Below are 11,976 nucleotides of genomic sequence, written 5' to 3'. Positions count from 1 at the left end.
AACAGATCGGAGCAAAACCTTTGATAAAGGCAAAGGTAAAGGTAAAGGTAAAGATCGAGATCGAGATAAAGACAGAGACAGAGAAAAACGCAGAGACAAAGATAAAAACAAAGCCTTTGATAAAAGAGACAGAACCAAAGATGGAGAAAAAAACAGGCCTGCTGAAAGGAACAAGAATAAGATGACAGATCAAAACAAAACAAAAGACGGCAAGCCCAGTGGAGAAGGCGGAAAGTGGACCCCAAAAGCAGCGGGTACAGGTGGTCAGGGCCAAAGCAAAGGCAAGGGAAAAGGACCGTGGACATCTGGGCCAAAGGGCAACGGAAATGGCTCTGGTGGAAAACAGCGGCGAAGTGCCCGTTCCAGATAGTGACAAAGAGCACGTGGTGCGTCAAGTACCACTGTGAAAAAATATCAAAGATTATGAAAAGGCCATTCCGAATAATACCGGAATGGCCTTTTCAAGTGGTGATTTGTCCGATACTGATGATGTTTAAGCGCGTGCCAGTTTTTCAAGGATTGATTTAGTCATCCCGAAACGGGCGGTGAGCAAGGGATCCACCACTTGGCAGATTTCTGCATTGCCTGCTGCACTGAGAAGCATGCCGGCTTCATTAAAAGAAAGGTCAGAATGAGCCATCACCCATTGGTGCATGCATTCAGTAGCCATTTTAACAGCTGTGAGCAGATCCTGGTGAGAAGCCACTGTGTAGAGATGGGTCTTTGTCTCCAGCATGGGATGTGCCAGATGAAAGTCTTTGAGTATGGTTACCCGAACGGTGACGCGACCAGCCACTTCCAGCCCTGACACCATAATTTCACCGTCGCCGATGAGCCCATGAAGATCACCCATGGCCAGCAATGCTCCTTCAACAAACACGGGCAGGAAAAGCGTGGTGCCGGCGGTGGTTTTTCCGTTATCCATGTTCCCGCCATGGGGGCCAGGCGCACCGCAGGGAACAGCGCCTTCTGCAGGCGCCACACCAATGACGCCAATGGTGGGAACTACCGGTAAACTCAGTTTATCGCTGAAGCGGGCCATGCCATTCTCAATGGGCATTACTTTAATCTGAGAGGTTGTCACCTGGTCTCCCAACAGTCCTGCACCTGGAATGGCAGCCATCACTCCAAAGGAATCAATGTCGATAGCCAATATGTCCACTTTCAGCACATCGCCCGGCTGAGCATCGATGACATAGAGGGGGCCAGTTGCCGGGTTAATGTGATCCCAGTTAAGGGTGTCCACCGATTGAGCCTCGCTGGTGATTTGATTTTGAAAACAGTCGCAGGTTTGGAAAATGACTTCATTGCCGCTGTCTGTCTTCAAAACGGGGGTGTTGGCGGCATCCATGGCGTACACCAGCTGATGGTTTTGGATGATGTTCATAAAAGCACCTCCTGTTGGATATTGTGAATCTCGGCGAATCCAAATGATCATGTCAGCGGATCAGACGGGTGATTAGTCCGGTGACAGGTGATGAGGGGCATTTTGGTAGGTAATGGGTTCTCCCACCAGAAAATGCCCAGGCTCCAGATTGTGGCGGTAGTAAGACATGGTGAAATGCAGATGGGGGCCGGTGGAGAAGCCGGTGGTCCCCACGGTGCCGATGATGTCTCCCTGTTCCACCAGGTCGCCGGTTTCCACCATTAACTCATGAAGATGAAAATGCACACTGAAAAGTCCCTGGCCGTGGTCGATGACCACGGTTTTTCCCTGCATGATCAAGTCCATGGACAGGGTGACCCGTCCCCGGTTGGTGGCAGCCACGGGAGTACCTGTGGGAGCGGCAATATCCAGGCCGGAATGGCGGTACGACGTGGGGGCATTGTTCACATAGCGGGTTTCGCCAAACTCAGTGGTTAAACGGCCGTGTACGGGAATGATAAATGGCTCCGTGTAATATCGTTCAGAGGCACTCTCGTCCCGGGAGGGGGTGAAGTACTTGGCCGACTGGGCGTAGGCCGCCTCATTTCGGGTGGCGGCTGCCACACCGGCATCAATGGCCAGGTGCTGAATGTGAAACTCCCGGGGCAGCAGGGTGAGTTTCGATTCCTGCAGGGGTTCACCTGTCAGGCCGTAGCGGAGGGTATGGTCTCCTGTAGAAGTGCCGTAGTGAGTGGGCAGGTAGGCCACATACCCGTCTTCCAGGGGAAAGAGGCGCACATTGGACGCCAGTTCCTGTTGCAGTTCCACTGTGGCGTCTGGTGGTAAATGCCGGGCGCGAAAAGTGAGCAGTTCTCCCTGCAGGGCGGTGGGGCCGGGAAGTTCAAAGACGGGGAGCAGGTCCATTTCCAGCACAAAGGCGGTGGAAGCGGCTCCCTGATAGGGCTTGTTTTCGTCTGTCCAGGCCATTTCCAGTGCATACTGGTGGGTACCATTGTAGGGAAACAAGGGCAACTCAGGTGTTTCCAGCAATCCGTCGTAGCGAAGGGTGCCGGCGGGGTCCGTCACCCGCAGCATCAGGTGATCGGGAAAGGGATCCAGTGACAGGATCAGGGGAACAGTGGCTTCACTGATGGAAAAAGTCGCAGGCTCAGGCAAGTCCGCCTGAAACTCATCAATGATGCCGGAGTTTGTTGATGGCCACACGGTGACCCACGTGTGATCCCAGCGTTCAAAGGCCCATTCAGCCAGGTGGAGATCACTTTCAAAAGGAGCAGCAGCACCTGTGATGTGCAGACGGGGCGGGCGGGAGTAAGGATACATGGCACTGAAGGCAGGGTGTTGATGGAAAAAAGCAGGCTCATCCACCTGCCTGTAGGTGTCATTTCCCTGGCTGATAAAAAGGTGGCCTTCATCAGTGGCCAGGAGGCGATACTCACGATGCCAGGGAATTTTCAGATGGAGTGTCAGCTGAAACTCGACGGCTGAGTCCATGGGCACTGGTAATTCCCGCGCTGTTAAGGCTGGGGAGGATTGACGAGACAAACCACTTCGAAAGGTGAGGGCTTCTGAAGCACTCAGCGCATAATAGGTATGCTCATGTTCATCGGCATGAACCACTGAAAATCCGTTTATGAGGGAAAGAGGCATGGGAATAATGTCCCAGATAAGCGCCCCGGCGACTGCGATAAATATTACTGCCGGCAGTAATAAGAAAATGATTCCGCGACGTTTCATAGACATACCTCCGTTGATATTATCCAGTGTGGCTTTGGATTTCAAGAACTGCTTCAACGTGACTTGCTCTGGCAGGTGAAAAGATCAGCCAATGAGCAGGTAATGATGGGGAGCGTGTACTAAAAGAATACCCTGATCCCCGGCTTCTGTCAAATAAGACAGAAGTCCTGCGAAACCCTGAAGCCAGTCCCATTAAGCCGTGGCGTCTCCCAAGGTGGTTCGATTGATTCAAAGGAAAGTGTAATAGTGGTGATTGAGTGGGAGTGATATTTACAAATAGCCGGACGATTGTTATAATATCGTCATAGTATGGCTCTTCGAAATCCGCAACAATTCTCACTCAATCACCACCCAACTGTCTGCGGTAAATTTAATCCCATTCGTTCCAACTTATCCACTGATTAAGCGCTGTTGTAGTACTGATTCTCCGCCAACTGTCAACGGATGTTTACGCATGCCATTTTTGATACGACTAAAATAAGAAAATACGCCTATTCAAATGGAAAGACGATACTTGACGACAGCGGCATATGTGACAGCCGTGACCATCGCCAGCCACATGATGGTTGTCAGGGAGGATGGAGCCCATTGATTATTTACACCAGTGAAACCATGGAAGTAACGGTGGAGGAATCTGCCGGACAGCAGCATGTGTGGGTGAACGTCTTGAAAGGCGGCTTAAAGGTTGGCGCCTTTGAAGAAGCATGCAGATGCTGCCCACGCATTAAAGTTACTAATTTTCCCGGTATGAAGGAAGCCTTTGATGCCCCGGGGGTTAAAACCCGGATCGGCGAATATCGCCCCCTTGTAGAGTTTCTGGCTTCAAAAGATCAGATGAAAGGGTTTCTGACACTGAATCAGCGCCAGGATACTCCCTATGCTGAAGACAAGGAAACAGTGAAGGCGGCCGCCAGACAGGCACTGGTGGAAGCAGGAGTCACCACCGGAATCATGGATGAAGTGCTGGAGGAAGGCCTCAGACCGCTGGAACAGACACAGGTTGCAGCAGGAATTCCGCCTGTACAGGGAACGGACGCAAAAATCACCTATTTTCAACTTACCGACAAAAAACCGGTGATTACTAGTGATGGAAAAGTGGACAACTATGAAGTTAACCTGTTTGATCGGGTGGACACGGGAGCATGGCTGGGAGAAAAAGTGCATGCCACCAAGGGGATGCCTGGCAGAACCATTTTCGGCGAGTCCATCCCGGCGAAGCCGGGACGGGACTATCAGCTGAGATATGACCCCAAATCAGTGATGGAGCTGAAAGAAATCGGTAAAACCATCCTGAGAGCGCAGACTAAAGGCGCTGTTCGATTTCTTGAAGGAAAAATAGGGGTGGAGAACCACCTGGTGATTGAAGGCAATGTGGATTACAATACAGGACACATTCGTTTTGATGGGTATGTCACCATTAAAGGAACGGTTGAAGATCTTTTTTCAGTGAAAGCGACAAAAGACATTGCCATTCAGGGGCCCATGGGAATCGGTGCAGTGGGGCTCATACATTCAGTGGAGGGCAGCGTATCGGTCACAGGCGGCATGAATGGCAAAGGCAAAGGCAAAATTATTGCTGCCAATCATGTGTATATCAAATACGTGAATGAAGGCGACATTGATGCTGGTGGAGAAATCAATATCGGCCTGTATGCGCTTGACAGCAAATTGAAAGGCGGTCGTATCGTTGTCTCTCAGGAAAGAGGACGCATTATAGGCGGCAGTATTGAAGCCGAACATCTGGTGGTGGCGGGAACCCTTGGAAACAGCACTGAAAAAGCCACGGTGGTGAAAGTGGCGGGGTTTGACCGAACACTGATCAGACAGCAAATGGATGTGATCAAAGCCAGCTTTAACGAAACCATCGTCAAGGCCAAACGGTTGAAAAAGCAGCTGGAAATTCTGGAATCCAATCAAAGCAGTCTTGATCAGCGGGCAAAGGCAACCTACGAGGGGCTTCTCTTTACCTATGAGGGCTTGATCGATGAAATTAACCGGCTGAACAGTGCCTATCAGCGGGTGGAGGAGATGCTGTCAACCAGGGGTGAAGGAGAAGTGAAAATCATGGGGAATGCCTACCCCAATACCACTCTGGAAATTAAAAACCTTCAGAAGGTGGTTAAATCAAATCTAACTGGATCCCTCTATTTCAAAGACAACAAAATTCACCTAACAGAACTATAAACAGCTGGTACTCTCAGCATTATATCATCATTATAAAAGCGGCAGCCCTTGGGGCTGCCGCTTTTAGCGGGTCAATGGTGTTTCAGCGCACGGCCAGTAATACCAGCAGGTAGTGAAAAATACCACCGGCCAGAATAAAAAAGTGGAATATTTCATGGAATCCAAAGCCGGGGAAGCATACCGGCTTTTTAATCATGTAGAAAACAGCGCCAATGGTGAAGGAGACGCCGCCCGCAAATAGCAAAAAGAAAGACCAATTACTCATGGCGGCAAAAAGTGGCTTGATGGTGAAAATGGCCGACCAGCCCATGAGCAGGTAAATGGTGGTATACACCCAGCGGGGAGCTTTCAGGTAAAAAAACTTGAAGAAAAACCCGGCCAAAACCAGCGACCACTGAAAAATCAGAATGCCGGTGCGAAGCCATCCCGTCAGGTATACATAAGTCACCGGCGTGTAGGTGCCAGCGATCATGACGAAAATCGCAAAGTGATCCAGTTTGCGCCAAAGGGATACTTCGCCTTCGGCTTTTTTGAAGTAATGGTAAAGAGAGCTGGCGGTGAAGAGAAAAATCACCGACAAGCCATAAATGGCCGAAACCGTCATCAGGGGCCAGTGCTGGCGGCTGAGAAACAATAACAGAATGGTTCCCGGCACGAAGAGCAGGGCACCGGCCAAATGGGAGTAAAAGGAAACGCGTTCAGTGGGTTTCATGGCTTTCTTCCTTCCTGAAATACGTACTGGAATCCGATAAACAATAAGTAAAGAAGGGACTGAAGGATATTGAACCAATTGACTCTTTGATTATACCATATTCAGACGTGATGAAAAGCAGGGTATCGGGTCAGGTATTTGTCAAGAAAGCATAAGTTTACGGGCATGGGATTTGTACTGGGCGATAGTATAGTTGGACACCAGGCCGCTTGCCTGCATGGTAAAAAGCGATGATACATGAAGCACGGAATGGCAACCTTTTTACTCATAAAAAAGTTGCCATTCCGGCTGTTTTGTTGACCGTCACAGATTCAGGATATGGATAACCTGATCTTATGTCAGTATTAAGACAGACATGGTGAGCAGACTGTTGATAGAATGATAAAAAGCCATGGGGGTTATACTATGAAAAAGATGACATTTTCAATGAGTTTTTTGATGGCCATCGGTAGTATTGTGGGTGCAGGTATTTTTGCTAGAACTCCGGTAGTTATTCGTCTTGTAGGGGATGGTTTGGTATGGGGATTTTTGTTGGCTGCAATTTTCGTTTTTTTCAAGACGGTTCCAGAAGTTGTGTTGAGTTCTGCCTTGCCAGCAAATGGAGCAAGCTATATGCATTTAACACGATTGTTGCATCCTGGATTTGGAACGGTGTATGCATTCAATCAGCTGGTATTGGGAACTATGAACGTGGCAGTGATGTCGTTGGTATTTGCAGAGTATTCTGTTGTCTTATTTCCAGAGATATCTGTAAAACTGATTGGCGTATCCATTGCACTGATCTTTACAGTGATATCCACTTTTGGTATTAGAGTGAGTGGATGGGTACAGAATATTTGTGTTACAATTCTAATGATAGCATTGGGAGTCTATATTTTTAGTGGTTTACCCAATGGCAACATAACGTTGGAGGCGGTTCTAAAGCCAGCAGTTTCGGTCACTAGATTATGGGCGGCGATGGGCATTCTACACGGGAGTTTAATAGGTGCCAATGTGTTAATGTTTGTAGCGGATGAAATAGAAAGACCAGAAAGAAACATTCCCATTATATTTGTGCTCAGTACCATTTCCTGCTCTATCTTATTTGCCATTGTCGGATTTGTTGCGATAGGCAATATTCCATTGGATCAATGGGCGGACAGGTCTGTTAATCTAGCCACCGTTGCCAGTCAGTTTCTCAGCCCAACAATGTTGACGTTTTTCATTGTAGCAGGTCCGCTCCTAGCTGTTTCTACGAGTATTAACGCAATGATACTAATGTTTTCTCGGTCTCATTTTGCTGCAGCAAGAGATGGGCTCTTTCCTTTGGCAATCAGCAAAATCAACAGGTTCGGCGCACCTGGGATATCTATTTGGATGAATTCGATTGTGGGTATTGGGGCTATTCTTGTAGGATTTGATTTGAACGATGTGGTTTTAATGGTTTCCATCCCAGGGCTATTGATTGCACCTATTGTTCATTTATCAGTGTTCTGGCTTCCCAAGAAATTTCCATTGTCCTACAAAAATTCTTTCTTGCAAATCCCGCATCGCGTCACACAGATCGTGGTGGTTATGGCAATCATACTCAGCTACTTACTAGGTGTTTCAGTGGTTTCAAAGATGCAACCCAAAAATTGGATTGCCATGATTTTGTTCTACTTAGTTGCCTTTATCTATACGCTTGCAAGATTAAAATACATGAAAGAAAAACACAATGTCGATATTTTTGAAAACATGCGAAAGCCCTATGAACCATGGATGATAAAAGAGAAAGAGTTGGGGAGAAATCAAGAAAAAGAAATGGCGTAGATATGGAGTGAGAGATGATGAACAATGATGAAATTAAGAAACTTGAAATCTTTCAATTTCTGGAAGAGGCATCATTACATTATTTAACTGCTCATTCGGTTCTCAAAGAACATAAGAAAGGCGATGTTATTTGCCGTAAAGATGGTCATGCCAGCGCGGTATACTTTATTAAGCAAGGTGTTATTTCGGAATATGTCATGGATGGCAATGGCTTTAATATAAATGTCAAAATGAGCGGAACAGGAGAATGCTTTGGTGAGTTGGGAGTACTAATAGGAAATGGATACTATACCACAGCGATTGCAGCTACAGATGTTGAACTTTTCATGTTTCCTGGCGCCGTTTTTGAAGAAGTAGTGTGGTCAAACCAAAAGATGGTGAAGCATATATTGGCTAGATTAATTTTAAAACTGCAGAAATCGGCTCAAAAATCCATTTCTTATACATTATTCAACTCGGAAGGTAGATTGGCCTACGTATTGTCCACTATGAGCAATGAGGACTTACATAAAAAAGAAATTGGAATTACTCAGGAAGAACTTGGATTTAAATGTGGCATTGCAAGACAAACAGTATCGGTGACGTTAAGCAAATGGAAAAAACAAGGAATCATTAGTTTGACAAGGGGCAAAATAAGAGTGTTGAAACCGGATTTGTTGACGGAGGTAGTCATGAATTGCGCAAAAGAACATTGAGCAGGTGGCAAGAAAAAAGGACAGCTTCGTTATTCAGAAGCGGTCCTTTTTAAAAGACAAATGTACTCATATTTTTCAATGTCAGTTTACAGACAGACACAGAAAGAAGTATCCGATAAAATGAGATTAATCATTGTGCTAGGAGGGGAAGTATGGAGAGTAAAAGTTTCAAAGAGGTGACAGGATTGGATAGAATACCTGTTTATTGGGACAAGCGGTACACTAAAAATTTAGAAAATTTATCAAAACCTATTTATACGGTCGAATTAATTGAAAATGTTCCGATTGTCTTAAAAGATGGGACTACGCTGTACACAGACATTTACAAGCCCAAAGAAGTACAGAAAGCACCGGCACTTTTGGCTTGGTCTGCTTATGGTAAAACCATGCAAGCAATGAAGCGGGGTTCTTTGCCTGGATCATCGAACTACTTTGATCATAGCTTGGAAGCAGGAGATATAGATTTTTTTGTGACGAGAGGGTACACATTTGTTATTCCAGATCCGAGAGGGATAGGTGTATCGGAAGGTGAATTTTCAGGTGTCTATAATCCGCAAGAGCAACACGATTGCTATGAAGTGATTGAATGGCTTGGAACAGAATGCCCTTACACGAACGACAAAGTATCTATGATAGGTTATTCTTACTTTGGGATCATTCAAATGTTGGTAGCTGCTTTAAATCCACCGCACTTAACCTGCATCATGCCGCTTTCATATACAGATGATTACTATCAACATGGTTACTGTGGCGGGGTGGGCAATACGTATATGAGCATGTACTGGGAATTGTGTCCCTCTAACAATCCGACCCCATGGTCACTCAAAATGTACGGGGAAGAAGGGTTGAAAGAGCGGATGAAGAAAGCCAACGAAGACCCTGATATTGCAATTATCTCATATTTTAACAAGATTTTTAATACATGGCCAGCAAAGTACCATACTTTTCTTTTGGACTATCTGATTCATCCGGAAGACGGTGAGTTTTGGGCTCAAAGATCGGCTAAAGAAATCTACGATAAAGTCAATGTGCCTGTTTATTTGAAATGTGGATGGGCGCCCACCGGGCGTTGGAGTGCACCTGTTTTTAATGCTATGAACAGCGATAATCTCAATGTTTTCAAAAGGTGCGGAGTGATGGAATCTTACGGGGGCATGGAGTTGCCTTATCGTTTTATGAATGAAGAGTGTTTGAGATGGTATGATCATTTCATGAAGGGCATTGATACAGGGATGATGGACGAGCCAAGGTTTAAGCTCAATATCATAGGCAGAGGCTATCGGTATGAGAATGAATATCCTCTTGAGCGTACAGCGTGGAAAAAACTCTATCTGAGGACTTTCCATCAAATGAGATGGGAGTCGGATCCGGAAGATAATTTGCCGCCAGACAGCTTCACCCATAGACCACCTAATATTACCAATGAAGTGGAATCACTAACTTATCGAACAGATCGATTTAGTGTGCCTACTGAATTCACAGGGCCGGTAGAACTGCATTTATTTGCTTCTATCGATGCAGAAGATGCCAATATTCATGTGAAATTATGGCAGATAACGCCTGGGGGAACGCGGATGCCGCTGTGCAGAACAGGTTCGTTAAAGATGTCTCATGAACTTGATAAAGAAGAATCAAAAATAGGAAGACCAGCACATGATCATACAAAAAGAGTAAAAGTAGCACCCGGAATAATCAAGGAATATGTGATAGAAGTTAACCCTATGGGCATGGTGTTTCCACCAGGTTCTAGCCTGGAACTTGAGATCAAAGCAATGGATAACTTCGAACATCAGGATAAAGCATGGCAAGGAAAACTAGGTCACCTAGGTCCGATTCCAAGTGCCAATACGATCAACTACAAAATATACCGAGACAAGGAGTATCCATCGTATATATTAATGCCATTTATTCCATCTACAAAACAAGAGCAGTGGCTACAACCATTCGATAATACAACATCATTTGGCACATCTGGTTCAGGAAGTACACATTAATGGAATGGGGCTTTGAAGAAAGCATGTTACTGTTGGTGGTGTTGATGGCAGCTGGTCAATGGATGTCATCTAAAACCAGAGGCATGGTATCACTTCAGTTTACATTTGGAACAGCATGTATTGCATTGGCAACAGCAGGGATTCTAACCCCTGCTGTTGTCCAGTTATCCAAGTTAAACGAGATTGGGGTGATGGCCTTTTCGGTCTTAATGATCAATACGGGAGCATCTTTGTCCTTAAGAGAAATGAATCAAAAAAAGAGGATTATGGTAAGTTTAGCAATGCTGGTGATGGTATCCATGATGATGTCAAGTGTGGGTCGTTGGTTTGGCTGGTATACATTTGAAGAACAGTTTGCACACATAGCCCTTTATGGAAATGGTGCTGTTGCAGCCATTGCGTCTAATATAATGCACCGAAATGCTTCGCAGATTGCGTATTTGCCCTGGTTGTTTTTTATGGCTCAAAGCTTTCTGGGCATCATCGCCTTTAAGTTTTCATGCGGCAAAGTGCTTTCCTGTGATGTGCAGAATGAAAGCAGTTGTTCACCTGCGCCTCAGGCGGAGCTGAAAAAAATACCACTAACGTATGTATTTTCCTTGCTTTTTATAGGCACATTGATTAATAAAACCGTGATTGTTCCATGGAGCCCGTTTCATCCAAGTTTCACAGCTATTGTAGTGGGATTGATGTTAATGAAAACCAGACTGTTGCCTAAAAACCCCCTTGATCGAACAAGTTCAATGGAGTTTTTAATGATGGGGTTGATTTCATTGATGGCCTTAAGTTTGTCGTCCGTGGAGTGGTCAATGATGATTGAGAAACTGGGTATTGTGTTGTTATTATCCATAAACTCTATGGCAGCCCTTGTTTTGACGGCCGGACTGTTATCGGCAAAATCCAAAAAAACTTTTTATAAAAACATCATGATGCTGTCTTCTATGTATATGGGCTTTCCCTATCTATTAATGAAATACAAGAAACTTGCTATCCAAAAGAATCAACCACCAATGATGGCAGGTGAAATCAGTGATTTTTGCAGATTCGGATATTATGTGGTACCCATTGTTTTAGTGGGATTGATGTCTGTTTTGATGTAGGCATATCAACATACTGATGAACTCGATGGATCACTGTTGGTTTAATAGACAATACTATCATGGAAATACTGACTCCTATGAGTTCTGGAGATGGTCTGCTTCGACGGCAGTCATTCCTGGTATTTCTGCAACCGGCGAAGCAGGAGCTGTCATCACAAGAGCTATTATTGGCTTTCTTAAACAATCCATCCATTGCTTGTTCAGAATTCATAGGGTAAATTCGAAAAGGTTCTTGAAGGTTTTCAAGAACCTTGAGGTTGTTGAAAAAGTCTATGAAAATAGGCTTTTTTTCTTGCAATCAAAAAGGAGATTCGCCCCTTGATGTCGAATATAGATATAAGGGGTGATTCGAATGATGACAAAGAGAGACCATGTTCAG

The 11,976-nt window shown here is 45.5% G+C and carries 8 protein-coding genes; 5 read left to right on the top strand and 3 right to left on the bottom strand.

All coding sequences use genetic code 11. The features are described 5' to 3' along the window. Positions 1–493: 493 nt before the first annotated feature. Both AAIG11_RS09055 and AAIG11_RS09050 read right to left on the bottom strand, forming a co-directional pair. Positions 494–1,387: an acetamidase/formamidase family protein gene (locus tag AAIG11_RS09055; protein ID WP_343185927.1), complete on the bottom strand. Its 894-nt coding sequence runs from the start codon at positions 1,385–1,387 to the stop codon at positions 494–496. Between the two features lie 72 nt (positions 1,388–1,459). Next, complete coding sequence (locus tag AAIG11_RS09050; protein WP_343185926.1) at positions 1,460–3,121, bottom strand: M23 family metallopeptidase; 1,662 nt, start codon at positions 3,119–3,121, stop codon at positions 1,460–1,462. Positions 3,122–3,565: 444 nt separating this feature from the next. Between AAIG11_RS09050 and AAIG11_RS09045 the strand changes: the two genes are divergently transcribed. Beyond that, positions 3,566–5,305 carry a flagellar assembly protein A gene (locus tag AAIG11_RS09045; RefSeq protein WP_343185925.1) on the top strand — a complete coding sequence of 580 codons (1,740 nt, stop codon included), beginning with the start codon at positions 3,566–3,568 and terminating at the stop codon, positions 5,303–5,305. An 82-nt stretch (positions 5,306–5,387) separates the two neighbouring features. Here the strand turns inward: AAIG11_RS09045 and trhA are convergent, their stop codons facing one another. After that, positions 5,388–6,017: a PAQR family membrane homeostasis protein TrhA gene (gene trhA, locus AAIG11_RS09040; protein ID WP_283409037.1), complete on the bottom strand. Its 630-nt coding sequence runs from the start codon at positions 6,015–6,017 to the stop codon at positions 5,388–5,390. A gap of 405 nt (positions 6,018–6,422) precedes the next feature. Between trhA and AAIG11_RS09035 the strand changes: the two genes are divergently transcribed. The 4 genes from AAIG11_RS09035 to AAIG11_RS09020 all read left to right on the top strand — a co-directional run bounded on the left by AAIG11_RS09035 (position 6,423) and on the right by AAIG11_RS09020 (position 11,597). Further along, entirely contained in the window at positions 6,423–7,808 is a 1,386-nt protein-coding gene (locus tag AAIG11_RS09035; RefSeq protein WP_343185924.1) for an APC family permease, read from the top strand. Positions 7,809–7,825: 17 nt separating this feature from the next. Continuing rightward, positions 7,826–8,503, top strand: coding sequence for a Crp/Fnr family transcriptional regulator (locus AAIG11_RS09030; RefSeq protein ID WP_343185923.1), 678 nt, complete (start codon positions 7,826–7,828; stop codon positions 8,501–8,503). A gap of 152 nt (positions 8,504–8,655) precedes the next feature. Beyond that, positions 8,656–10,497 carry a CocE/NonD family hydrolase gene (locus AAIG11_RS09025; protein ID WP_343185922.1) on the top strand — a complete coding sequence of 614 codons (1,842 nt, stop codon included), beginning with the start codon at positions 8,656–8,658 and terminating at the stop codon, positions 10,495–10,497. Beyond that, positions 10,497–11,597: a hypothetical protein gene (locus AAIG11_RS09020; RefSeq protein WP_343185921.1), complete on the top strand. Its 1,101-nt coding sequence runs from the start codon at positions 10,497–10,499 to the stop codon at positions 11,595–11,597. The genes AAIG11_RS09025 and AAIG11_RS09020 overlap by 1 nt, the downstream gene beginning before the upstream one ends. Positions 11,598–11,976 lie beyond the last annotated feature (379 nt).

The sequence above is a fragment of the Anoxynatronum sibiricum genome (genome assembly GCF_039414295.1).
GTDB lineage: Bacteria > Bacillota > Clostridia > Peptostreptococcales > Tindalliaceae > Anoxynatronum > Anoxynatronum sibiricum.
This window is presented reverse-complemented; position numbering and strand designations above follow the sequence as displayed.

Excerpts from the sequence above, each read along its gene's own strand:
- AAIG11_RS09025 (WP_343185922.1), top strand. The coding sequence starts at position 8,656 with ATGGAGAGTAAAAGTTTCAAAGAGGTGACAGGATTGGATAGAATACCT.
- AAIG11_RS09055 (WP_343185927.1), bottom strand. The coding sequence starts at position 1,387 with ATGAACATCATCCAAAACCATCAGCTGGTGTACGCCATGGATGCCGCC.
- AAIG11_RS09030 (WP_343185923.1), top strand. The coding sequence starts at position 7,826 with ATGAACAATGATGAAATTAAGAAACTTGAAATCTTTCAATTTCTGGAA.
- AAIG11_RS09035 (WP_343185924.1), top strand. The coding sequence starts at position 6,423 with ATGAAAAAGATGACATTTTCAATGAGTTTTTTGATGGCCATCGGTAGT.
- AAIG11_RS09045 (WP_343185925.1), top strand. The coding sequence starts at position 3,566 with ATGTTTACGCATGCCATTTTTGATACGACTAAAATAAGAAAATACGCC.
- AAIG11_RS09020 (WP_343185921.1), top strand. The coding sequence starts at position 10,497 with ATGGAATGGGGCTTTGAAGAAAGCATGTTACTGTTGGTGGTGTTGATG.
- trhA (WP_283409037.1), bottom strand. The coding sequence starts at position 6,017 with ATGAAACCCACTGAACGCGTTTCCTTTTACTCCCATTTGGCCGGTGCC.
- AAIG11_RS09050 (WP_343185926.1), bottom strand. The coding sequence starts at position 3,121 with ATGAAACGTCGCGGAATCATTTTCTTATTACTGCCGGCAGTAATATTT.